Origin of the sequence: Phytohabitans maris (genome assembly GCF_031085175.1) — a bacterium.
Lineage (GTDB): Bacteria > Actinomycetota > Actinomycetes > Mycobacteriales > Micromonosporaceae > Phytohabitans > Phytohabitans maris.
Genome location: NZ_JAVHUY010000036.1, coordinates 1 through 21,928 on the forward strand (window position 1 = coordinate 1; position 21,928 = coordinate 21,928).

Annotated in this window: 24 protein-coding genes; 6 read left to right on the forward strand and 18 right to left on the reverse strand. The window is 71.6% G+C overall.

Annotation, left to right across the window (positions count from 1 at the left end; translation table 11 throughout):
• Positions 1-14: 14 nt before the first annotated feature.
• The 9 genes from RB614_RS30940 to RB614_RS30980 all read right to left on the reverse strand — a co-directional run bounded on the left by RB614_RS30940 (position 15) and on the right by RB614_RS30980 (position 10,194).
• Positions 15-878: an IS5 family transposase gene (locus tag RB614_RS30940; protein WP_308711415.1), complete on the reverse strand. Its 864-nt coding sequence runs from the start codon at positions 876-878 to the stop codon at positions 15-17.
• Between the two features lie 154 nt (positions 879-1,032).
• Positions 1,033-1,797, reverse strand: coding sequence for a sirohydrochlorin chelatase (locus RB614_RS30945; protein ID WP_428983146.1), 765 nt, complete (start codon positions 1,795-1,797; stop codon positions 1,033-1,035).
• The gene (locus RB614_RS30950; RefSeq protein WP_308716218.1) at positions 1,779-2,516 is read right to left on the reverse strand and encodes a phosphoadenylyl-sulfate reductase; all 738 of its coding nucleotides are present in this window, start codon (positions 2,514-2,516) and stop codon (positions 1,779-1,781) included. Before RB614_RS30950 ends, RB614_RS30945 begins: the two co-directional genes overlap by 19 nt.
• A gap of 436 nt (positions 2,517-2,952) precedes the next feature.
• The gene (locus RB614_RS30955; protein WP_308716219.1) at positions 2,953-4,644 is read right to left on the reverse strand and encodes a nitrite/sulfite reductase; all 1,692 of its coding nucleotides are present in this window, start codon (positions 4,642-4,644) and stop codon (positions 2,953-2,955) included.
• Between the two features lie 294 nt (positions 4,645-4,938).
• Positions 4,939-5,286: a helix-turn-helix domain-containing protein gene (locus RB614_RS30960; protein WP_308716220.1), complete on the reverse strand. Its 348-nt coding sequence runs from the start codon at positions 5,284-5,286 to the stop codon at positions 4,939-4,941.
• A 55-nt stretch (positions 5,287-5,341) separates the two neighbouring features.
• The gene (locus RB614_RS30965; RefSeq protein WP_308716221.1) at positions 5,342-5,701 is read right to left on the reverse strand and encodes a hypothetical protein; all 360 of its coding nucleotides are present in this window, start codon (positions 5,699-5,701) and stop codon (positions 5,342-5,344) included.
• Positions 5,702-5,794: 93 nt separating this feature from the next.
• Positions 5,795-7,300 (reverse strand): histidine kinase N-terminal domain-containing protein, encoded by a 1,506-nt coding sequence (locus RB614_RS30970; protein WP_308716222.1) that lies wholly within the window; start codon positions 7,298-7,300, stop codon positions 5,795-5,797.
• A gap of 53 nt (positions 7,301-7,353) precedes the next feature.
• Positions 7,354-8,358: an SIS domain-containing protein gene (locus RB614_RS30975; protein WP_308716223.1), complete on the reverse strand. Its 1,005-nt coding sequence runs from the start codon at positions 8,356-8,358 to the stop codon at positions 7,354-7,356.
• 222 nt (positions 8,359-8,580) lie between these two features.
• Complete coding sequence (locus RB614_RS30980; RefSeq protein WP_308716224.1) at positions 8,581-10,194, reverse strand: MDR family MFS transporter; 1,614 nt, start codon at positions 10,192-10,194, stop codon at positions 8,581-8,583.
• An 84-nt stretch (positions 10,195-10,278) separates the two neighbouring features.
• On the opposite strand from RB614_RS30980, the gene RB614_RS30985 reads away from it, so the two are divergent.
• Positions 10,279-10,869, forward strand: coding sequence for a TetR/AcrR family transcriptional regulator (locus tag RB614_RS30985; protein WP_308716225.1), 591 nt, complete (start codon positions 10,279-10,281; stop codon positions 10,867-10,869).
• Between the two features lie 105 nt (positions 10,870-10,974).
• On the opposite strand, the gene RB614_RS30990 is transcribed toward RB614_RS30985, so the two are convergent.
• Positions 10,975-11,466 (reverse strand): GNAT family N-acetyltransferase, encoded by a 492-nt coding sequence (locus RB614_RS30990; RefSeq protein WP_308716226.1) that lies wholly within the window; start codon positions 11,464-11,466, stop codon positions 10,975-10,977.
• Positions 11,463-11,678 carry a biotin/lipoyl-binding carrier protein gene (locus RB614_RS30995; RefSeq protein WP_308716227.1) on the reverse strand — a complete coding sequence of 72 codons (216 nt, stop codon included), beginning with the start codon at positions 11,676-11,678 and terminating at the stop codon, positions 11,463-11,465. The genes RB614_RS30990 and RB614_RS30995 overlap by 4 nt, the downstream gene beginning before the upstream one ends.
• Before the next feature lie 94 nt (positions 11,679-11,772).
• Between RB614_RS30995 and RB614_RS44395 the strand changes: the two genes are divergently transcribed.
• Positions 11,773-11,847, forward strand: a complete 75-nt coding sequence (locus RB614_RS44395) for a 50S ribosomal protein bL37 (protein ID WP_369814844.1) — start codon at positions 11,773-11,775, stop codon at positions 11,845-11,847.
• Positions 11,848-11,856: 9 nt separating this feature from the next.
• On the opposite strand, the gene RB614_RS31000 is transcribed toward RB614_RS44395, so the two are convergent.
• From RB614_RS31000 to RB614_RS31025, 6 genes are all read right to left on the reverse strand, one after another.
• On the reverse strand, positions 11,857-13,245 hold the full coding sequence (locus RB614_RS31000; RefSeq protein ID WP_308716228.1) for a hypothetical protein: 1,389 nt from the start codon (positions 13,243-13,245) through the stop codon (positions 11,857-11,859).
• A gap of 28 nt (positions 13,246-13,273) precedes the next feature.
• Positions 13,274-13,558 (reverse strand): mycothiol system anti-sigma-R factor, encoded by a 285-nt coding sequence (gene rsrA, locus RB614_RS31005; RefSeq protein WP_173056428.1) that lies wholly within the window; start codon positions 13,556-13,558, stop codon positions 13,274-13,276.
• A 6-nt stretch (positions 13,559-13,564) separates the two neighbouring features.
• A complete protein-coding gene (locus RB614_RS31010; RefSeq protein WP_346434208.1) occupies positions 13,565-14,323 on the reverse strand; it encodes a sigma-70 family RNA polymerase sigma factor in 759 nt (252 codons plus the stop codon).
• Between the two features lie 117 nt (positions 14,324-14,440).
• Positions 14,441-15,055: an alpha/beta hydrolase family protein gene (locus RB614_RS31015; RefSeq protein WP_308716230.1), complete on the reverse strand. Its 615-nt coding sequence runs from the start codon at positions 15,053-15,055 to the stop codon at positions 14,441-14,443.
• A 27-nt stretch (positions 15,056-15,082) separates the two neighbouring features.
• Positions 15,083-15,481 carry a WhiB family transcriptional regulator gene (locus tag RB614_RS31020; protein ID WP_308716231.1) on the reverse strand — a complete coding sequence of 133 codons (399 nt, stop codon included), beginning with the start codon at positions 15,479-15,481 and terminating at the stop codon, positions 15,083-15,085.
• 272 nt (positions 15,482-15,753) lie between these two features.
• Positions 15,754-16,467, reverse strand: coding sequence for an SOS response-associated peptidase (locus RB614_RS31025; RefSeq protein WP_308716232.1), 714 nt, complete (start codon positions 16,465-16,467; stop codon positions 15,754-15,756).
• Between the two features lie 180 nt (positions 16,468-16,647).
• Between RB614_RS31025 and aroA the strand changes: the two genes are divergently transcribed.
• Positions 16,648-17,946, forward strand: a complete 1,299-nt coding sequence (gene aroA, locus RB614_RS31030; protein WP_308716233.1) for a 3-phosphoshikimate 1-carboxyvinyltransferase — start codon at positions 16,648-16,650, stop codon at positions 17,944-17,946.
• Between the two features lie 135 nt (positions 17,947-18,081).
• On the forward strand, positions 18,082-18,999 hold the full coding sequence (rsgA, locus tag RB614_RS31035) for a ribosome small subunit-dependent GTPase A (protein ID WP_308716234.1): 918 nt from the start codon (positions 18,082-18,084) through the stop codon (positions 18,997-18,999).
• A gap of 552 nt (positions 19,000-19,551) precedes the next feature.
• Here rsgA and RB614_RS31040 read toward each other — a convergent pair.
• Complete coding sequence (locus tag RB614_RS31040) at positions 19,552-20,088, reverse strand: DUF2087 domain-containing protein (protein ID WP_308716235.1); 537 nt, start codon at positions 20,086-20,088, stop codon at positions 19,552-19,554.
• A gap of 51 nt (positions 20,089-20,139) precedes the next feature.
• Here RB614_RS31040 and hisN point away from each other — a divergent pair, with 51 nt between their 5' ends.
• Positions 20,140-20,952, forward strand: coding sequence for a histidinol-phosphatase (gene hisN / locus RB614_RS31045; RefSeq protein ID WP_308716236.1), 813 nt, complete (start codon positions 20,140-20,142; stop codon positions 20,950-20,952).
• Between the two features lie 94 nt (positions 20,953-21,046).
• Positions 21,047-21,916: a hypothetical protein gene (locus RB614_RS31050; protein ID WP_308716237.1), complete on the forward strand. Its 870-nt coding sequence runs from the start codon at positions 21,047-21,049 to the stop codon at positions 21,914-21,916.
• Positions 21,917-21,928 lie beyond the last annotated feature (12 nt).

Genomic DNA, 21,928 nt, shown 5'->3' on the forward strand with positions numbered 1-21,928 from the left:
AGAGGGCATCTGATCTATAACTGACAGATAATGTCCGTATTTGTTGGGGTGGTGCGCCACGTCGATGTTGATTCTCCGGTTAACCGCCGGGACATGTTGTCGATCATTGCCCAGAGAATCATCGTCCGGGATCGGGCCGGGTCGGCCTCGTAGTCCCGGACCAGCCGGCGATGAAGCATCAGCCAGCCCAAGGTCCGCTCGATCGCCCACCGCTTGGGTTGCGGTTTGAACCCGCGCTGGTCGGGATCCTTGGTCACCACCACGACATCGATGCCGTGTGCCGCGCCCTGGTCGATGACGCTCTGCTTGTAGCCGGCATCCACCCACACCCTGACCACATCTGGTCGGTGGGCGGCGAGCTCGTCGACCACGTATCGGCCGCCGGCCGTGTCGTGCACACTCGCCGCAGTGACCAACACGACCAGCAGCAGGCCGAGCACGTCTGTGGCGATGTGCCGTTTCCGGCCCTTGATCCGCTTGCCGGCGTCGATTCCTTGCGATGACTCTGGAACATTGTTGGAGGTCTTGACCGTCTGCGCGTCGATGATCGCCGCGCTGGGCTCCTCGGCCCGCCCGGCGGCCCGCCGCACCCTGCGGCGCAGCGCCTCGTGGATCGCTTCAGTCGTGCCGTCCTTTTCCCACAACGCATAGTAGTGGTAAACCGTCTTATGTGGAGGGAAGTCGTGCGGCAGGTACTCCCATGGAATCCCGGTCCGGTTGATGTACAGGACCGCGTTCACGATCTCGCGTAGGTCATGTTGTATCGGCGCTATCCCCAACCCGACCCGGTCCGCCCGCCACCGCGTCAGGATCGGCTCGATCAACGCCCAGCGCGCGTCGGACAGGTCGGTTCGGTACGGGCGTCGGGAAGCGGTCACCCACGTGCTGTACCAGACCAGATGGACTACGTGTGGGATGTTGTTTTCGAATACATCGTCGCGCCTATACCAAATTATCCCGTATTGAGATCAGATGCCCTCTTAGAGGGACTTGAAGGGAGCTTCGATCACGGACGGAGGGGTCGGCCGAGCCTCAAGCAGCCGTCGCGGTGATGGCCGGCAGGGTGGCGGCGTCGGCACGGGCCAGCACCAACCGGGCCAGTTCGGCGGCGCCCTCCAGCGGCTGGGCCGCCGCCACTGCGCCCGCGTCGAGGGCGGAGCGGATCACGGTGTCGTAGAGCAGGCCGGGCGCCAGGAAGTAGGCGGCGACGCCGATCCGCTCGGCCCCGGCCGCACGTAGCTCGGCCACGGCCTCGGCGCCGGTGGGTGCGGACGCCGAGGCGTACGCCACGCGGGCCGGCAGGCCCAGCGACGCACCGAGCGCGTCGGCGGCCCGTTCCACGGTCTGCCGGGCACCGGCGTCGCGCGTGCCCGCCGCGGCCAGTACCACGGCGTCGAAACCGGAGCCGGCGGCGGCCAGCCGGCGGCGCAGGCCGGCGAGCAACAGGTCGTCGACCGGGCCGGCGCCGGGCGGGCCCAGCACGTCCGCCACCGCGACCGGGACGCGCAGGCCGGCGGCGCGGGCGGCGCGCACCGCGTCGGGCACGTCCACCCGACCGTGGTACGCGGCCGTGAGCAGCAGCGGCACCAGCGTCACCCGCTCGTGGCCGGCCGCCTCCAGCGCGCTCAGCACCTGCCCGGGGCGGGGCAGCGTGTGGTCCAGGTACGACGCTCGCACGTCCACCCCGGGCCGGGCGGCCGCGACCGCGCGGACGAGGGCACGGGTCGCCCGCGCCGCCCGCGGATCGCGGCTGCCGTGCACGACGAGGAGGACCGGGGTCACGTGTGCAGGCCGCACTCGGTCTTGTCGAACATCGCCCACCGGCCGGCCCGCGGATCCTCGCCGGCCTTGGTCCGCCGCGTGCACGGCCAGCAGCCGATCGACGTGTACCCCTTTTTGAAGAGCTCGTTGACCGGCACGTTCCACCGCGAGATGTACGCGTCGACGTCGGCCTGGCTCCACGCCGCGATCGGGTTGACCTTGACCTTGCCGCGCTTGGCGTCGAACGTCACCACCGGCGTGTTGGCCCGGGTCGGCGACTCGTCGCGGCGCAGCCCGGCGGCCCACGCGTCGTAGTCGGCGAGCGCCCGCTCCAGCGGCTCCACCTTGCGCAGGAAGCAGCAGTCGTCGGGGCTCTTGTTGAACAGCCTCGGCCCGTACTCCCCGTCCTGCTGGCCGACGGTCAGCCGCGGGCGGATCGAGCGCACGTTGACCGGCAGCGTGGCGGCCACGGTGTCGCGCACCTTGAGCGTCTCGGGGAAGTGCAGGCCGGTGTCGAGGAAGATCACGTCGACCCCGGGCGCCACCCGGGACACCACGTGTGCCAGCACCGCGTCGGCCATCGAGCTCGTCACGCAGAACCGGTCGCCGAACGTCTCGGCGGCCCACCGGGCGATCTCCTCGGCCGGCGCGCCTTCGAGGGCGACGGCGGCCTCCTCCGCGAGGGACCGCAGCTCCGCCGTGCGATCACGGGCCGGCCCGAGGAGCCCCAGACCGGCGGCGTTCACGACGCTCACGGCGCCTCCCAGTTCGCTCGCTCATGCGGCGCCCAAGGCGCCGTCTTCCCTCGCCACGCCGAAACCCCGACTTCGTCGGCGGCGCAGCTCAGTCCAGACGCCGCCGCGCCAACTCGCTCGCTCACCGGGACACCGCCTTTCGGACCAATCCGACGAACTTGACGGAGAACGCGCGGGCGCAGCCACGGCACTCCCAGGTCCCGTGCCCCTCCTCGGACGGGCGCAGGTCTTCTTCTCCGCAATAGGGGCAGTACAGAGGTGCGGCGCGCTGATCGCTCACGGCCGTCCTCGCTTCGCTGCGGGCGGCCATGAGGCTCCAAACGCGCTGAACCCATTGATTCGCTCGCTGCGCTCGCTCACGGCCGTCCTCGCTTCGCTGCGGGCGGCCATGAGGCTCCAAACGCGCTGAACCCGATGATTCGCTCGCTCCGCTCGCTCATCGGAGTGCATCCTCCTCAACCCTCATGACCCAGCTGGCGAACGCCTCGCCCTCGGTGCGGCCGTCCAGGTAGCGGCGGGCCAGGCGCTCGACGTACTCGGGAAGCTCGTCCGCGGTGGTCTTGAGCCCGCGGAGCTTGCGCCCGAACCCGGCTTTCTGGCCCTCGGCCATGCCGAGGCCACCGCCGAGGTGGACCTGGAAGCCCTCGACCTGCTGCCCGTCCGGACCCATCACGATCTGGCCCTTGAGGCCGATGTCGGCGGTCTGGGTGCGGGCGCAGGCGTTGGGGCAGCCATTGATGTGGATGGAGATGTCGGCGTCCATGTCGCCGAGGCGCTCCTCCAGTCGGGCGACGAGCTCCTCGCCGCGCCGCTTGGTCTCGACGATCGCCAGCTTGCAGAACTCGATGCCGGTGCAGGCCATCGTGCCGCGCCGCCAAGTCGACGGCTGGGCTTCCAGACCCACGCCACGCAGCGCGGCCACCAGCGAGTCGACGCGACCTTGCGCCACGTCGAGGACCAGCAGCTTCTGGTACGGCGTCAGCCGTACCCGCCCACTGCCGTGGGCCTCGGCCGTGTCGGCGAGCTGGGCGAGCTGGGTGCCGGACGTGCGCCCCACCACCGGTGCGGCGCCGACGTAGAACCGCCCGTCCGCCTGCTGGTGCACGCCGATGTGGTCGATGGGCTTGCTCGGGAGCTGGGGCGCCGGCCCGTCCAGCAGGGTACGACCCAGGTACTCCTTCTCCAGCACCTCGCGGAACCGCTCCACGCCCCAGTCGGCGACCAGGAACTTGAGCCGCGCGCGGTGGCGCAGCCGCCGGTACCCGTAGTCGCGGAAGATGCCGACCACGCCGGCCCACACGTCGGGCACCTCGCCGAGCGGCACCCACACGCCGAGGCGCTGGGCGAGCATCGGGTTGGTCGAGAGGCCGCCGCCGACCCAGAGGTCGAAGCCCGGACCGTACTCCGGGTGCTCGACGCCGAGGAAGGAGATGTCGTTCACCTCGTACGGCATGTCGGCCAGCCACGAGATCGACGACTTGAACTTGCGCGGCAGGTTGGAGAGCTTCGGGTCGCCTACGTAGCGCTCCACGATCGCGTCGATCGCGGGCGTGGCGTCGACCTTTTCGTCGGCCGAGATGCCGGCTACCGGGCTGCCGAGCACCACCCGCGGGCAGTCGCCGCACGCCTCGGTGGTCTGCAGGCCCACCGACTCCAGCCGCCGCCAGATCTCCGGCATGTCTTCGACGCGGATCCAGTGGAGCTGGATGTTTTGCCGGTCGGTGATGTCGGCCGTGTCCCGCGCGAACTCCCGCGAGATGCCGGCGATCGTGCGCAGCTGGTCGAGGTCGAGCTGGCCGCCGTCGACGCGGACGCGCAGCATGAAGAACTCGTCGTCGAGCTCGTGCGGCTCGAGGATCGCGGTGCGGCCGCCGTCGATCCCGGGCTTGCGCTGGGTGTAGAGCCCCCACCAGCGAAAGCGCCCGCGCAGGTCCTGCGGGTCGATCGAGTCGAAGCCGCGGTGCGCGTAGATGTTTTCGATCCGGGCGCGCACGTTGAGCGGGTTGTCGTCCTTCTTGGTGCGCTCGTTGGGGTTGAGCGGCTCGCGGTGACCCAGCGCCCACTGCCCTTCGCCGCGCGCCTTGCGCGGGCGTGCGGCCGGCCGGCCTTCCGAGCTTGTGACCGCCATCCTGGGCGTCCTCCGTGTGCTTGGTCAGGATGGACGCGCGAAGCTACGGCAGTGATCTTGAGGCCGGCGCTCTCCACGCGCCCGGGAACAGATCAGATCGGGCGACGTCAGTGGGCCCGACAGATGGCGCTGCGCACGCGGCCGTAGTCAACGTGGCGCCGGGAGGTCAATCCCAGCGACACGGCACGGCGCTCGGCAACGGTCACGAGGGCTAGCCTCTCACAGCGACTCCGGCCCGCCAACCAGCGGCCCAGATGCCGGGAGTGTGGTCTGTAACACCTCGTTAATAGATGATCACCCGGCCGCACCCCTCCGGCCCGCCCGAGCCGCGAAGCCGTCCAGGGCGGTGAGGATCTCCGGCGACCGCCATGCCCGGTGTCGCCGCCGGTCGGTGAACTCGGTCAGGACACCGGCCCGCTCCAGCGGCTCGATGTAGCGGTAGACGTTGCGGTCGGCGACGCCAAGCTCGCCAGCCAGGAGGCCGGCGTTGACGACCGGGTGGCGCATGAGCAGGTCGACCACCTGCCAGACCCGTGAGTCACGCCGGGCGGAGACACGCCCGCGCCAGCCGTTGCGGATCTCCCGGAGCTCGATGACGAGCCGGCGCCCGTTGGCGATGGCCAGGAACGAGGCGTTGGACATCTCCTAGACGATCACCGCTGGATCCCCGGCGCGGTACGCACCGAGCGCGTCGAAGTTAGGACTGCGTGTCGGTCAGCAGACCCGCTGAGATCGGTATCGTGACCTGACGGGTCAGTCCCTTGTTTTCTATCTGGGAGCTGGCGGCCGACTCCGAACGCAACAGTATCGAGCCGAACGGGGCGATCTCGCCGCCCATCTCGGCGTCGAACCGGGCGAGCTCGTTCGCCGCGTCGTCGGCGATGGCCAGCACGTCGCCGGGCAGCCGCGGCTCCGCTTTGCCGATCTCCGGCGCGATCGCCGCCTGGTACGCGCCTCGATGACGCTGAAGCTGAGTGCGCGAAAAGGCACCAGGCGGATACTGCCGGTCCCACGGCAGTGTCTCGTACTTCAGCGCCGGCCAGCCGGTGCCGGTCACCCCGCCCTGACGTGATGTCACACCACTACCGTATTCTCACTTAACGCCCTAAGTGAGAATAAGAGCTATCCTTACCATCACTTGGCCGCGGCGCTAGCGCTTCGTCAGCGGCATGGCCAGCACGGCCTCGGTGCCGCCCTCGGGCCGGGCGCGCAGCTCGATCGTGCCGCTCAGCTCGCCGGTGACCAGCGCGCGCACGATCTGCAGGCCCAGCCGCCCGCCGCGCTCCGCGTCGAACGTCTCCGGGAGCCCGGTGCCGTTGTCGACGACGGTGACGTGCAGCTCCTTGCGGTGGCGATGGGCGGAGACCACCACCTCGCCCACCGCGCCCACCCCGTCGATCTCCGGGAAGCCGTGCTCGACCGCGTTGATCAGCAGCTCGTTGAGGACCATCACCAGCGAGGTGGCCATCTCGGCGGGCAGCACCCCGAACGTGCCCTTGCGCCGCATCGCCACCTTGGACGCGGTCGTACCCACCTCGGCGGCGGCCGCCGCCACCCGGTCGACGATGCCGTCGAACTCCACCGCTTCGTCGCTCGACATCGACAGCGTCTCGTGCACGAGCGCGATCGAGGCGACCCGGCGCACCGACTCCTCCAGTGCGGCCTTCGCCGACGGCGTCTCGACCCGGCGGGCCTGGAGGCGCAGGAGGGCGGCGACAGTCTGGAGGTTGTTCTTCACGCGGTGGTGGATCTCGCGGATCGTGGCGTCCTTGGTGACCAGCGCGCGGTCGCGGCGGCGCACCTCGGTCACGTCGCGCACCAGCACCAGCGCCCCGATCGGCACGCCGGCCGGCATGAGCGGGAGCGCGCGGGTGAGCACGGTGGCCCCCCGCGCCTCGATCTCCTTGCGCGAGGGCGCCTCGCCGCCGAGCGCGGCCAGCACCCGGGCCGAGGCATCGGTCCCCTCCAGCGGGTCGTCGGCGAGGCGGGCGGAGAGCGCGGCCAGGTCTTCGCCGACGAGGTGCGAGGCGAAGCCGAGCCGGCGGAAGGCGGACTGGGCGTTGGGGCTCGCGTACGTCACCTTGCCGCTCGCGTCCAGCCGGATCAGCCCGTCACCGACCCGGGGCGCGGAAGTCGTCTCGATGCGGTGGCTGATCGGCGGAAACGTGCCGTCGGCCATCATCTGCGCCAGGTCGTCGGCGGTGGTGAGGTAGTTGAGCTCGAGCTGGCTCGGCGTACGCGCGGTCGAGAGGTTGGTGTCGCGCCCCACGACCCCGATCACCTCGCCCGGCTCCCCGTCGGCGTCGCGCAGCCGCACCGGGATCGCCTCGTGGCGGGCGGGAGTGTCCCCGTACCAGACCGGGTCGCCTTCGCGCCAGATCCGCCCCTGCCGGTACGCGATGGTCAGGTGCGCCACCTCGGGCCCGCCGACCGTGCGGCCGACCTGGTCGTCCTGGTAGGCGGTGGGTGCGGTCGTGGGCCGCACCTGCGCCACGCAGAGGAACGCCTCGTGGCCGTTGACCGGCACCCAGAGCAGCAGGTCGGCGAAGGAGAGGTCGGCGAGCAGCTGCCACTCACCGGCGAGCCGGTGCAGGTGGTCGATGTCGTCCGAGCCCAGCGAGGTGTGCTCTTCGACCAGGTCGCGCAGCGTGGGCACAGCGCAACTCTAGGGCCTGTCCGGCGGGTCTTGTAGGGCCCGCCGGATGCGCCCTAGAGCGTGGACGTCACCTTCTTGAGACCTCGCGGTGCGTCGGGGTCTTCGCCCCGGGCCAGCGCGAGCGCCAGCGCCAGCCGCTGGAGGGGCAGGATGTCGAGCAGCGGGGCCAGGCGCTCGTCGACGTCGGGCACGGCAAGCTCGCCCCGGGCGCCGACGGTGAGCACGTCCGCCTTGCGCTCGCGCAGCCGGGCCAGCACGTCGGCCATCGCCGCCCCGCCCGGCCCGGAACCCACCACCGCCAGCACCGGCACGTCCGGGTCGGTCATCGCGAGCGGCCCGTGGAGCAGGTCGGCGCCGGAGAAGGCGAGCGCCGGCAGGTAGGACGTCTCCATCAGCTTGAGGGCGGCCTCGCGGGCGGTCGCGTACGCGTACCCCCGGCCGGTCGTGACCAGGCGCGCGGCGAACCGGTAGCGGCCCGCGGCGGTCTCCGGCGCGGGGTCGGCCAGCACCCGCGCCGCGAGGTCGGGCAGGGCCGCGAGCTCCGCGGGTGGCCGGCCGCCGCCCGCGCGCACGCTCTCGACGAGCAGGAGCAGGGCCAAAAGCTCAGCCGTGTACGTCTTTGTCGCCGCCACCGCCCGCTCGTGTCCCGCCACCACGTCGATCGAGAGCTCGGCGGCCGCGGCGAGCGGCGAGTCGGGGTTGTTGGTGATCGCGAGCGTGAGCGCGCCGGACTCGCGCGCCACCCGGACCACCTCGGTGAGGTCGGGCGAACCGCCGCTCTGGCTGACCCCGACGACCAGCGCGTGCGAGAGGTCGGGGCGGGCGCCGTAGACGGTCACCGCGCTCGGCGAGGCCAGCCCGGCGGGGAGCCCGAGACGGATCTCCGCGAGGTACGCCCCGTAGAGCGCCGCGTGGTCGGACGTGCCGCGCGCGGTGAGCACGACATGGCGCGGCCGCCGCTCGGCGATGACGGCGGCGGCGCGGGCGATTGCCTCGACGTGGGCCGGCTCCAGCAGGCGTGCGTAGACCTCGGGCTGCTCCGCGATGTCAGCGGCCATGCCCGCTCCCGGCGTCCCCACGATGACCTCCTGGCTTGCTCCCGCGTGCGCAAAACTGCTCGCTACATGCTCATTCTTGCACGCTAGCAAGGTCAAACACAACGCATCGCGCACGGCACAGCCGTTCCCGGTAACTGGTTCCCCTCTGTGCGGGCTTGACCCGCGGACCCGACAGCGAAGGGCGCCCCTCGTGCGGGGCGCCCTTCATCGGATGAGTTGTCGCTACGGCACCGCGGGCGCGTCGGCCAGGGCGCGCTCGGCCTGCTCCTCGGGCGTCGCGGCCCGGGGTGTGTCGTTGGAGCCGCGCAGCGGGATCTCCTTGACGAACCAGGCCAGCACCGGCACCAGCACCGCGAACGCCACCGCCCACCAGAAGACGCCGGCGATCGAGTCGGCCAGGCTGGTCAGCAATCCGTTGCGGGCGGCCGCCGGGAGGCCGGCCAGCACCGCCGGGTCGAAGGTGCCGGCGCCGCCGCCACCGTTGCTGAACTGCTCGGCCGCCTGGGCGCCAAGCTTGTCGGTGAGCTCGTTCTGGAAGCGGGTGGCGAAGACCGCGCCGAACAGCGACACGCCGAACGAGCCACCGATGGAGCGGAAGAACGTCGCCGCGCCGCTCGCGGCACCCAGGTCGCGCTGCTCGACGCTGTTTTGCGCGATGAGCATCGACGTCTGCATCAGGAAGCCCATGCCGGCGCCGAGCACCACCAGGTACGCCCCGAGCTCGACCCGGCTCGTGTGCGCGTCCAGCATCGTCAGCAGCAGCATGCCGACGGTCATGAGCACGCCGCCGACGATCGGGAAGGCGCGGTAGCGGCCGGTGCGGGTGATCGCGCGACCGCTCAGGATCGAGACGATCAGCATGCCGAACATCAGCGGGAGCAGGAGCAGCCCGCTGCCGGTGGCCGAGGCGCCCTGCACGTACTGCTGGAAGATCGGCAGGAAGTTCATCGCGCCGAACATCGCGAAGCCGAGCAGGAAGCCGACCGCCGAGATGAGCGCGAAGTTGCGGTTCTTGAACAGGCCCAGCGGCAGGATCGGCTCGGCCGCGCGCCGCTCGACGAAGCCGAAGAGCGCCAGCGCCACGGCGCCGAGGCCGACCAGTCCGAAGATCTGCGGCGAGGCCCAGTCGTACTCGTTGCCGCCCCACGTGGTGATCAGCACCAGCGCGGTGATACCCACGGAGAGCAGGCCGGCGCCCAGCCAGTCGATCTTGTGCTCGGTACGGTACTTCGGCAGGTGCATCTGGGTGATCAGCACCAGCAGCGCGACGCCACCCAGCGGCAGGTTGATGTAGAACGCCCAGCGCCACGAGAGGTTGTCCGCGATGAAGCCGCCCAGCAGTGGGCCGGCCACCATCGCGATCGCCATGACGCCGGCCATCATGCCCTGGTAGCGACCGCGCTCGCGGGGCGGCACCAGGTCACCGATGATCGCCATCACGCCGACGATCAGGCCGCCCGCGCCGAGGCCCTGCACGGCCCGGAAGCCGATCAGCTGAAACATGCCGTCCTGCGGCCCGCCCAACATGCTGGAGCCGGCCATGCCGGAAAGGGCGGAGCCGACCAGGAAGACCACGATCGCGGTGAGGAAGACGGTCTTCCGCCCGTACAGGTCGCCGAGCTTGCCCCAGATCGGGGTCGAGACCGTGGTGCCCAGCACGTACGCCGTCACCACCCAGGTGAAGTGGTCGAGCCCGTCGAACTCGCGCACGATGATCGGCAGCGACGTGCTGACGATCATGTTGTCGAGCATCGCGAGCATCATCGCGATCATCAGACCGACCAGCACGACCCGGATCTTGGGCTGAGCGGTCGAAGGCTGATCTGTGACGGTCATGTCACGCCCCCCTGGTAGATTCCTTACTTGCCGTACGGTAAGCTGCCAACTAACCGGTCGTCAAGTAAGTTGCTGGGTCAGGTGATGAAGGTGAGCGAGAGCACAGGCGATACACGGTCGCGCATCCAGGCCGTGGCGCTGGAGCTGTTCACCGAGGAGGGGTACGAAAAGACCTCGCTGCGCGAGATCGCCGAGCGGCTCGGTGTCACCAAGGCGGCGCTCTATTACCACTTCAAGAGCAAGGACGAGATCGTCAACAGCTTCGTCCAGGACCGCATCGACATCATGGATCGGCTGGTCGAGTGGGGCGAGAGCCAGCCGCCGACCGCCGAGTCCCGCCGCACGCTGCTCGCCCGGTACGCGGACGACCTCTTCGGCAACAACCGCTTCTCGGTCATGCGCTTCTTCGAGCAAAACCAGACCGCGCTGAAAAGCCTCTCGGCCGGCAAGGAGATGCGCGCACGCATGATCCGGCTGGCCGACCTGCTGGCCCGCCCGGAGACCTCACACGAGGCCCAGGTGCGCGCCGCGCTGTCGCTCTTTTCGGTGCACAGCACCTGGTTCGCGATCCGCGACCCCAACGTCACCAGCGAGCAGCGCCGCGAGATCGGCCTCAAGATCGCCTACGAGCTGCTCGACAAAATCACCGAAGACGCGGTAGCGGTCAAGGCCTAACTGATCCGCACACGGTGATCGTGGTATTTCAGTGCCCCGTGCGGGGCACCCAGGTACCACGATCTCCGATCGACCGCGCCCCACCACGACGCGGACCGGGGCTCCTCAGAGGGCGAGTCGCAGGCCCAGCAGCTGCACGCCAGGCATCGGGGACCAGTCGAGGTCGGGCTCGCGCACGAAGCCGAGCCGGGCGTAGAGGCGCTTGGCCGAGGCGGCGAAGTCGCGCGTGCAGATGACGACGGCGGCGCAGCCGAGCTCGCGGGCCCGGCGCACACAGGCTTGGGCCAGCGCCTCGCCCACGCCCCGGCCCTGCGCGACCGGGTCGACGGCGAGCATCCGAAACTCCGCCTCGCCCGGGCCGGACAGCTCCGCGTAGGGGGAGCCGGGCAGCACGAAGGTCACCGCGCCGAGCACCTGGTCGTCGGCGTCCACCGCCACGTACACCTCGCCGGCGGCCGCCCGTGAGGCTACGTCGGCGAGGGTCGTCGCGTACTGGTTTTCGCCCTTGAGCTGCCCGTCCGCTTCGTACGCCGCGACGCTGATCCGCGAGATCGCCGGGTGGTCCGACGCCTGCGCCGGGCGGACCCGCACGCTCATTCGATCACCGCGATCAGGTCGCCCTCTTGGACGACGTCGCCTTCGTTCACCGCGAGCTGCCGCACCGTGCCGTCGCTCTCCGCGATCACCGGGATCTCCATCTTCATCGACTCCAGGATGACCAGGGTGTCGCCTTCGGCGACCGGGTCACCGGTGGAGGCGACGACTTTCCAGACGTTCGCCACCATCTCGGCGCGGATCTCCTCGGCCATCGTCGGCCTCCCTCGTGAGCGGAGTGTAGGTGCGTCGGTATCAAATCATGCCGGGCTAGGATCTGTGGGTTCCGTAGACCTCTGGGAGGCCCGCATGGCTAAGAAGTCTCGTAAGAAGAAGGCACGCAAGAAGAGCGCGGCCAACCACGGCAAGCGCCCCAACTCCTGACGGGCCTGCTCAGGGCGTCGCCGAGGCCGTGACGGCTTCGGGGGCGCCCTGATCTCGTCGGCGCGATACGAGCAGCGAGTCGACGGCGGCCACCACCGCGATCAGCACCGCCAGGCGCAGACCGATCGCCTCCTGGATGCCAAACCGCCAGTACTCTCCCGCGCCGAACCAGATGCCGGCCAGCAGGCTCACTCCCGAGCTGACCGCGACGACCGCGCCGGCGAGCGCGAGGTCGGGCCGCCGCCGGGCCGCGAAGACGAGCGCCGCGGCCGCGACCAGCAGTGCGGCGCCGAGCACCTTGAGCACCCAGCTTCGCGGCGGGAAGACCAGCTTCTCCACCGACATCGGCAGCACCCGCTCGGTCTTGGCGTAGTCGGAGCCGGCCACCGAGAGGCGCACCACCTCGCGCATCTGCCGCGCGAACACGCCCGGCTCGGCCCGCGCGTACCGCTGCCACACGTCGGCCGCGTTGCGCTCGCCCCAGGCCTTGAACTCCGGGCACTGCTCGTACGCCGCGGCGAACTTGGCGGTCTCCCACGCCGGCCCGGCGGCGATCTCCTCCATGCCCGGGCAGGCCGGCATGCCGAACTCGCGCTGGAAGATCGCCTTCACCTCGGGGTCGGGCAGCACGTGCAGCCGCAGCCGGAAGAGCATCAGCCCCTCCTCGTGCCGCACCTCGGGCGTGGCGCTCCAGCCGGTGTAGGTGCGGTCGACGACCGGCGTGATCGCGGTGCACCAGGCGGTCGCGAGCACCAGCACGCCGGCCGCGACCAGCGCGGGCCGGCGCCGCGCCGGTCGCCGCCACGCGACCACCGCCAGCGCGAGGATCAGGAAGACCACGAAGACCCGGACGTCGGTCCGGGTGAACGTCCACCAGACCGCCGCCGCGGTCGCCCCCGCCAAAGACCAGACCCATCGGGTACGGGTCCAGAGCAGCAACAGCGCCAGTGTGAGCACGCCCAGCGAGATGGAGAGCGACTCGGAGAGGATCGCGAAGTCCCAGTTGGCCACCGGGGGCAGCAACGCGATCGCGAGTACGCCGGCCGCCGCCAGCACGCGGGCCACCAGCGTGCGCAAGCAGCTCCAGAGCGCCCAGGCCAGCAGCGCCCACGCCAGCGTGCTCACCGCCCACTGGGCCACCGCGCGGGCCTGGTCACCCGGGAAGATCGCGTAAAAAATCGGCACGCCCCACAGGCGCGGGGCGTGCCCGGTCAGCGAGACCAGCGGCCCCCGGTCGAAGGCCGGGTCGCCGCGGTGCGCGTACGAGAACGTGTCGAACGAGGTGAAGACGTCGCCCCGTACGCAGATGAGGATCCGTGCGGCCACGAACAGGGCCAGCAGGCCGGCAAGCACCACCTCGGGCAGTCGCACCAGGCGGCGCAACCGGTCTGTCAGCACGGGAGGACTCCAGTGAGCGAGGATCCGATCAGTCGGGCAGATACTCCCGGGAGTCGGCCTCGAACACAAGCTCACTGAGCCGGACCCGCAGCCGCTCGCGCAGCTCGGTGGGGGCGCGCTCGTCTCCGCAGCAGCGGGCGACCAGCGCCTTTACCTCCTGCTCGATCCCGTACTCCCGAAGGCACGGCGAGCACTCGTCGAGGTGGGTGCGGATCAGGTCGCGCCGCTCGTCGGAGCACTCCAGGTCGAGGTAGAGGTAAACCTCGGCGAGCACGTCACGACAGTCGGTTTCGTGTGGTTCACCGCAACTCACGGTCTGTCACACCTCCTGGCCAGCTGCTGCGGTGTCGGGCGAAGGGCTCCGGTTGAAGCCCCGCTCGGCAGCGTAGCGCTCGAGCAGCTTGCGCAGGTTACGCCGGCCACGGTGCAGCCGGGACATCACGGTGCCGATGGGAGTGCCCATGATGTCGGCGATCTCCTTGTAGGAGAAGCCCTCGACGTCGGCGAGGTAGACCGCGAGCCGGAACTCCTCCGGCAGCTGCTGCAGAGCGTCCTTGACGTCACTGTCCGGCAGGCGCTCGAGCGCCTCGGTCTCCGCCGACTTCAGACCGCTCGACGTGTGGGACTCCGCCTCGGCGAGCTGCCAGTCGGTGATCTCCTCAGTCGGTGCCTGGATCGGCTGGCGCTGCCGCCGCCGGTACGAGTTGATGTACGTGTTGGTGAGAATCCGGTACAGCCAGGCCTTGAGGTTGGTGCCCTCTTCGAACTGGTGGAAGGCCGCGAACGCCTTGAGGAAGGTCTCCTGCACCAGGTCTTCGGCATCGGCGGGGTTGCGCGTCATGCGCAGGCCCGCGGCGTACAACTGGTCGACGAACGGCAGTGCGTCGCGCTCGAAGCGCGCCCGCCGCTCGTCGGTCCTCTCCGGTCGGGTCAACCGAACGTCCCCCCTCGACTGTCCCGCCGAGGATACGCGGAACGCCTGGTCGGCGCCGGAGGAAGGCTCACCTGTCGCCGGGTTTGCCGCGAGCCAGTCAGGCCCGTCCAGGAGCTGACGCACGCGCTCGACCTCGGGGTTCACCCGATCAGAGGGTCGCGTACTGGTTTGCACCGATTCTGCCCCTTCCGCAGTTTGTGCTTCCGGGGTCTAGAACACGTACCCCTTGGGGTCCATTCCCCGCACCGCAGGTCAGGCCTCCTACCGCGCGAGACCTCGCCCGCGGAGCCAGTCGACCGCTAGGCCCGCCGTGCCCTTGGGGTCGCGCCGCAGGTCATGCCCCTCACCCGGACGTACCTCGACCAGGGTGTCCGGGCCGCCGGCCGGGATGCCGAACGGATCGCGGTCTCCGTTGAGCACCAGCGTGGGCATCCCGGCCGGCAGCTCGTCCTGCCGGGAGCGCTCCGGCCGGCCCGGCGGGTGCAGCGGGAACGCGAGGCAGACGATCGCCACGGCGCCGAGGGCGGCGGCGGTGCGGCAGGCGACCCGGGCTCCGCTGGAGCGCCCACCCACCACCAGCCGCGCCTTCGGCCGGTCGGCGAGCAACTCGCGCACGACCGCCGTCCACGCCTCGTCGAGCTGCGGCGCGGGCGCCGGGGCGCGCCGTCCGGCGACCCGGTAGGGCTGGGTGACCAGCGCCACGGTCACGCCGGCGGCGCGTGCGGCGTCCCGGAGCGCGACCAGGTCGGGGGCGCCCACCCCACCACCGGCGCCGTGCCCGAGGACGAGCAGGCTCCGGGCGCGGCCGGACGCGGGGGTCAGGTCGACCAGGGCCGGCCCGCGGGGCGTGACGATCTCACGGCTGGTGTCAGACACCCGCCCATCGTGACCCAGACGGGACGGTCAGCGCGTGTGTAACGGGACCAGGGTGAGGAGCTGGTCGCGGACCGGTGGGCCCGCACCCTCCATCGCCTCGCCGTCCCGCTGCACCTGGCCGCGCCAGGCCACGAGCATCGCCCGGCGCTCGCGTGGTGTCGTCGCGCCCCAGACGCCGTGACAGTCACCCACCTCGAGCGCCCAGGCCAGGCAGGCGCCCTGCACGTCGCAAGTGCGGCAGAGCGCCACCGCGGCGTCCGCCGGCTCACTGGGAGCCGGAAAGAACGTCTCGGGGTCAACGCTCTGGCACACGCCTCGCGTGCGCCACGCATCGTCGAGCTGCCGCTCGCTCAGCGCCCGAAGCAACCTCGGGTCACGCCGTGCAGCGGCAACCTCGTGCGGGCGTGGCATCCGCGCCCGTGTCATCCACCCACCTCCCCCGTGGGACCGGCGAAGTAATGGTCGTTGCCGTCCGCCCAGTGCGAATCGACACCTCTGCCGGCGCTGTGTTCTATCGCATTCGCGGCTTGCAATTCAAGAGGTTGCATAGATCCTGGCCGAAAGGCCAAGCGTCCATTCACCACTAATAGTGGAAATCAACACACAGCGTGATGGGAGCGCTCCCGTGCGCTATCGCTCGGTACTTTTTCTGATCACGGTGCGTCAGAAGCGCGGTAACCAATCAGAAACACTAACGATCAAAATAGCGTCAACTCGACCGGTTCCTCGGGAGGCCCGCCGAGTGGCGCCCCGGGCACCCGGGCCACGAGGTGCGGGCCGTCGTTGCGTACGTCGCCGACGTCCGGCCCCACCGGACGGATCTCCAGCCCGGCCAGGAACTCGTCGCTCGGCGCGGCCAGCAGCTCGTCCGGCTCGCCCCCGCCGGCCAGCCACCCGGCCCAGCGCTGCCATGGCAGCAGCAGCGGCATGCGGTCGTGCACCAGCGCCAGGTCGCCGATCGCCGCGGTGGTGACCACGCTGAACGTCAGCCCTTCGCCCCACGGCGACCACAGCCCGGCCATCGCCAGCACGCCGCCGTGCGCGGGCGTCATGAAGTACGCCTGCTTGCGCCCGTCCGGCCGGCGCAGCCACTCGTACCACCCGTCGGCCGGCACCAGGCAGCGGCGCTTGGCGAACGGTGCCGAGTACGCGCCGGAGGTGGCGACGGTCTCCGCCCGTGCGTTGATCATCCGGGCCGCGCCCTTGGCGTCCTTGGCCCACGTGGGTACCAGGCCCCACCGCGCCGGGGCCAGCACCCGCTCCCCGCGCGAGGTGGACATCCGCACGATCGGCACCGGGTCGGTCGGCGCGACGTTGTAGTCGGGCGCCAGGGCGCCGGCCGTGTCGTCGTACGCCTCGAAGAGCGCGCTCAGATCCGCCGCGCTGCGGGTGGTCGCGTACCGGCCGCACATGCCGCTCACGCTACCGCGCCCCGGGCTGGCGACCGCCGATCCGAGGAGCGCAGCGACGAGGCGGCGGAAGCTGGCCGCCCGAGGCGCCCAGCGAGCGCTGCGAGCACAGCCCGTCTCGACACTCGGGAGAAGCCGGAACGGCGATCACCGGTTGTCCGCGGCGGACGGCAGACTGTACGGGTGGCCGACACGACCATCACCCGCGCACCCGTGCCGTGGACCGCGCCGACCGCCAAGGACCCGGTCGCGACCACGGTGCGCCTGCCCGGCTCCAAGTCGATGACCGCCCGGGCCCTGGTGCTCAGCGCGATCGCCGAGGGGCCCTCGACGCTCCGCCGCCCGCTGCGCGCCCGCGACACCGAGCTGATGGCCGCCGGCCTGCGCGCCATGGGGGCACAGGTGTCCACACTGGACGACGACCGCTGGGTGGTCCGCCCCAACCCGCTGGCCGGCCCGGCGCACGTCGACGTCGGCCTCGCCGGCACGGTCATGCGCTTCGTACCGCCGATCGCGGGGCTCGCCACCGGCACGGTCACGTTCGACGGCGACCCCCGCGCCCGGCTGCGGCCCCTCGGCCCGCTGGTCGGTGCGCTGCGCTCGCTCGGCGTCCGGATCGACTCGGCGGAGACCGGCGGGCTGCCGCTGGCCGTGCACGGCACCGGGCGGGTGCCCGGCGGCGAGGTGGAGATCGACGCCTCCGCCTCCAGCCAGTTCGTCTCCGGGCTGCTGCTGGCCGGCGCGGCGTTCGAGCGGGGTGTGGTCGTGCGCCACGCCGGCCCGCCCGTCCCCTCCGCCCCGCACCTGCGGATGACCGCGCTGATGCTGCGCGCGGCCGGCGGCGCGGTCGACGACACCACGCCGGACGTGTGGGCGGTGCAGCCCGGCCGGCTCTCCGGACGCGCCTGGATCATCGAGCCGGACCTCTCCGGCGCCGCGCCGTTCTTCGCCGCCGCGCTGGTCACCGGCGGCCAGGTGACGCTGCTCGGCTGGCCGCGTACCAGCTCCCAGCCGGTCGACCGGCTTCGCACCCTGCTCGACGAGATGGGCGGCCAGGTCTCCCTCGGCACCGACGGGCTGACCGTCCGCGGCACCGGGGCCGTGCATGGGCTGGACGCCGACCTCTCCGACGTCAGCGAGCTGACCCCGGTGCTGGCCGCGCTGGCGGCGCTCGCCGACTCGCCGTCCCGCCTGCGCGGGATCGCCCACATCCGCGGCCACGAGACCGACCGTGTGGCCGCGCTCGCCCGCGAGCTCAAGGCGCTCGGCGCCGACGTGACCGAGAGCCACGACGGGCTGGAGATCCGCCCCCGGCCGCTGCGCGGCGCCCCCTTCCAGACGTACGACGACCACCGCCTCGCCCACGCCGCCGCAGTCATCGGGCTGGCCGTCCCCGGCGTCGAGGTCGACGACGTGGCGTGCACGTCGAAGACCCTGCCCGAGTTCCCGGCGCTATGGTCGGCAATGGCGGCCGGAAGCTAGCAGCAGCGCCTTGGAGGGATCCTGACGGGGAAGCGGCGGGAGTACGACGAGGACGACGTACGGGTCCGCCCGTCCCGTTCCTCGCGCCCGCGCACCCGCACCCGCCCCAAGCACGCCGACGCGGTCGAGGGGTTCGTGGTCGCGGTCGACCGCGGGCGGTACACGTGCCAGGTCGGCGACGTGGGCGTCACCGCGATGCGGGCCCGCGAGCTGGGCCGCAAGTCGGTGGTGGTGGGTGACCGGGTGGCGCTGGTCGGCGACGTCTCCGGGGCGCCGGGCGCGCTGGCCCGGATCGTCCGGATCGCCGAGCGCACCTCGGTGCTGCGTCGCACGGCCGATGACGACGACACCACGACCGAGGGGCGGCTGGAGCGCGTCGTGGTCGCCAACGCCGACCAGCTCGTGATCGTCAGCTCGCTCGCCGACCCGCCGCCACGCACCGGCTTCATCGACCGGTGCCTCGTGGCCGCGTACGACGCCGACATCGACCCGCTGCTCTGCCTCACCAAGGCCGACCTGGCCGGGCCGGACGCCGTTCTCGGCTACTACGCCGAGCTCGACCTCCCGCACGTGCTCTGCCGGCCGGACGCCGACGTCGACGACCTCAGATCCTGGCTCAGCGGACGGATCTCGGTGCTCGTCGGCCACTCCGGCGTCGGCAAGTCCACGCTCGTCAACCGCCTGGTGCCGGACGCCGACCGGGCGGTCGGCGCGGTCAGCGCGGTGGGCAAGGGGCGGCACACGTCGACCAGCGCCGTCGCGCTCCAGCTCCCGGACGACAGGCCCAGCTGGATCATCGACACCCCGGGGGTACGCAGCTTCGGCCTCGCCCACGTCTCCGCGGAGAGCCTGCTGCACGGCTTCCCGGACCTGGTCGAGGCGACCGTCGAGTGCCGGCCCGGCTGCGAGCACACCGCCGACGACCCCGGCTGCGCGCTGGACGCCTGGGTGGCCGCCGGGCACGCCGACGAGCGCCGGCTCCGCTCGTACCGCCGCCTGCTCGCCTCACGATCCGGCGACCCCGACCCCGAGGCCTCACCCTCCGCTCCCTAACGCCCGCACCCGCCCACCTCGCTGGTGATCGCCCCTGAGCACTTTTCCCTTGATCGACACTCCAAGATCAGCCCCCGACGCAGATCGTGGTACCCGACTGCCTCCGGAGGGGCACCGATGCACCACGATCTACACAGAACCAGCCACCACCGACACCGATCACGGAATGGGTTGATCTTCTAGCGAGCGCCACTGCGGACCGTTTGCGCGGGGTCCCTGGGGAAACGTGGAGCGCAGCGGAGCTCTTCTTGGGGTGCTTTTCCGCGGGCACCACTGCGGCCGGCGGCGAGCTGGCGCTCGCCGAGTTCCCCGGCCTCCACTGCCGGCTCCGCGACACAAGCCCAACCCTGGGGCGAGGTCCGCGCTGAGGTCGCGGTCACGCCCACGGCGGGTGCGGGGCAGCTGCGCTGTCGCACGCACAGACGGGGCAGCTCCAGAGCCTCCCGCACACACATCCGCCCGCGCGGCGGCGGCGCGGTGGCCGAAGCCACCCCGACTCCGAAAGCTCGCTAGCGGGCACGGCTGGGCGGGCGGAGTCCGCGCGAGCGGCGGTCAGACCTCGACGTAGCCGCCGCTGCGCCAGTAGACGCCGTCCTCGCGCGACATCAGCCCCTCGTCGATCAGGTAGCGGCGGAGCGAGGCGTGGTCGTCGTGCCAGGCACGCAGGATCGCGTCCACGGCCCGCTCGGGATAGCGGATGCCCGGCTCGAACGAGGCCGCGATGTGCTCCAGGATGATCCGCCGCTTGCTCCGCGCCGCCGGCATGCGCACGATCCGCCCGGCGCGGACGAAGACCCGCAACACCGCCGCCTTGGCCCGGTCCGGGTCGAGGTCCGCCTCGGCGGCCGGCACCGGGGCGTGCTCGCGCACCGCCTCCTTGAACGCGTTGGCCTCGGCCACGATGCGCCCGTCGACGCTGGTCAGCAGCCCACCGGTGGCGAGGCGGCGGAGCGCGACCACGACCTGGCGGGCCGGCAAGCCGGTGCGGGCCGCCACCTCGGAGGGGGTGGCCGCGCCGAGCACCACGGCGGCGAAGGTGGCGAGCCGGTCGGGCTCGGCGAGCAACCCACACAACGCATCCGGTCTCATAACCGGGACGCTATCGCGTACGGGGTGCCGGGATCAGCTACCTTTCCCGCCATGGCCCGGTACGCCGACGACCTCTCCCTCGCCCACGTGCTCGCGGACACCGCGGATTCCATCTCCACCGCGCGGTTTCGAGCGCTCGACCTGCACGTGGAGTCCAAGCCGGACCTCACGCCGGTCTCCGACGCCGACACAGCCGTGGAACGCGCGCTGCGCGCCACCCTCGCCCGCACCCGGCCGCGGGACGCGGTGCTCGGCGAGGAGTACGGCGCGACCGAGGCGGCGGCCGGCCCGGGCACCCGGCAGTGGGTGATCGACCCGATCGACGGCACGAAGAACTTCATCCGCGGCGTACCCGTCTGGGCGACGCTGATCGCGCTGATGGAGGGCGACCAGCCGGTGGTGGGGCTGGTCTCCGCCCCGGCGCTGGGGCGCCGCTGGTGGGCGGCGGTCGGCCACGGGGCGTACGCGGGGCGGCACACCGCCGCGGCCACGCCGATCAAGGTGTCCGGGGTGAGCCGGCTCGCCGACGCCAGCTTCTGCTACTCCGACCTGATGGGCTGGGAGGAGAATGGCCGCCTCGGCGCCATGCTCGGCATTCTCCGGCAGACATGGCGTAACCGGGCATACGGCGACTTTTACGGATACATGCTCTTGGCCGAGGGTGCCCTCGACGCCATGGTCGAGCCCGAACTCTCGCTCTGGGACGTCGCCGCGCTGGTGCCGATCGTGACCGAGGCGGGCGGCTCGTTCACCGATCTGGACGGCCGGCCCGGACCGGGTGGCGGCAGCGCGGTGGCCACAAACGGCAAGCTCCACGGCGACCTGCTCGAACGCCTTTCCACCTCGGGAATTGCGGCGCTCTGACGGGTGGTCGACGCGAGCCGACGAGGCGGGGACTGGACAATCCCGCTAGAGTCGCCGGGTGGCATCCACTGGCGGCTGGTGTTTCCTCGCAGCGATGATCTTGGCGTACGGTGTCGCCAACCTCCTCCAGTCGATGGCCGCCACACGCACCACAGTGCACCACACGTTCGACCCGGGGCTCCTGCTCCGCCTGGCCAGCCACCGTACGTACCTCGTCGGCCTCTCCTGCCAGGCCCTCGGCTTCCTGCTCGCCTTCCTGGCCCGCCGCGACCTGCCGCTCTTCCTGGTGCAGGCGAGCGTGGCCGCCGGCCTCGGGGTGACCGCCGTGCTCGGCGTGCTGATCCTCAAGTGGCGGCTCCCGGCGGCCGAGGTGGGGCTGCTGGTCCTGCTCTTCGCCGGCATCGGCGCGCTGGTGCTCGCCGCCGAGCCGGCCCCCTCCCGGCGGATCGGGCCGCTCGGCCTGGTCGCCCTGGTGGTCGCGCTCGCGCTGATCGGCGTGCTGGGCTTCTTCGCGGCACGGCTGCACGGCGCGCCCGGCTCGGTCGCGCTCGGCTCGCTGGCCGGCCTCGCCTTCTCCGGCGCGGCGGTGGCGGCCCGCCCGCTCGCGGCCGTGCACTCGTTCGAGGCGCTGCTGATCCACCCCCTGCTGTACCTGCTGCTGGCCCACTCGGTGGTCGGCCAGCTGCTGCTCGGCCTGGCCATGCAGCGCGGTTCCACGACCGCCGCGGTCGCCGCCATGGACGCGGCGGGTGCGGTGCCGGCCGCCATCATCGGCCTGCTCTTCCTCGGCGACCGGATCTGGCCGGGCCGGGAGTGGCTCGCCATGATCGGCTTCCTGATCACGCTGGCCGCGGTGATCGGCCTGACCCGCTACGCCGAGCCACAACACCACCACCAGGTCGCGTCCGCCCACCGCCGCCAGCCGGTGCGCCTCCCCCAGCCGGTGCCGGCCGCCCGCCGGTAGCCGCCCATCTGT

What these genes read in the sequence shown, in the direction of transcription:
- RB614_RS30955 (WP_308716219.1), bottom strand. Translation starts at nt 4,644, where the DNA reads ATGGCGGTCACAAGCTCGGAAGGCCGGCCGGCCGCACGCCCGCGCAAG.
- RB614_RS30960 (WP_308716220.1), bottom strand. Translation starts at nt 5,286, where the DNA reads ATGTCCAACGCCTCGTTCCTGGCCATCGCCAACGGGCGCCGGCTCGTC.
- RB614_RS30975 (WP_308716223.1), bottom strand. Translation starts at nt 8,358, where the DNA reads ATGGCCGCTGACATCGCGGAGCAGCCCGAGGTCTACGCACGCCTGCTG.
- RB614_RS30980 (WP_308716224.1), bottom strand. Translation starts at nt 10,194, where the DNA reads ATGACCGTCACAGATCAGCCTTCGACCGCTCAGCCCAAGATCCGGGTC.
- RB614_RS30985 (WP_308716225.1), top strand. Translation starts at nt 10,279, where the DNA reads ATGAAGGTGAGCGAGAGCACAGGCGATACACGGTCGCGCATCCAGGCC.
- RB614_RS30990 (WP_308716226.1), bottom strand. Translation starts at nt 11,466, where the DNA reads ATGAGCGTGCGGGTCCGCCCGGCGCAGGCGTCGGACCACCCGGCGATC.
- RB614_RS30995 (WP_308716227.1), bottom strand. Translation starts at nt 11,678, where the DNA reads ATGGCCGAGGAGATCCGCGCCGAGATGGTGGCGAACGTCTGGAAAGTC.
- RB614_RS31020 (WP_308716231.1), bottom strand. Translation starts at nt 15,481, where the DNA reads ATGACACGGGCGCGGATGCCACGCCCGCACGAGGTTGCCGCTGCACGG.
- RB614_RS31025 (WP_308716232.1), bottom strand. Translation starts at nt 16,467, where the DNA reads ATGTGCGGCCGGTACGCGACCACCCGCAGCGCGGCGGATCTGAGCGCG.
- RB614_RS31040 (WP_308716235.1), bottom strand. Translation starts at nt 20,088, where the DNA reads ATGAGACCGGATGCGTTGTGTGGGTTGCTCGCCGAGCCCGACCGGCTC.
- hisN (WP_308716236.1), top strand. Translation starts at nt 20,140, where the DNA reads ATGGCCCGGTACGCCGACGACCTCTCCCTCGCCCACGTGCTCGCGGAC.
- RB614_RS31050 (WP_308716237.1), top strand. Translation starts at nt 21,047, where the DNA reads ATGATCTTGGCGTACGGTGTCGCCAACCTCCTCCAGTCGATGGCCGCC.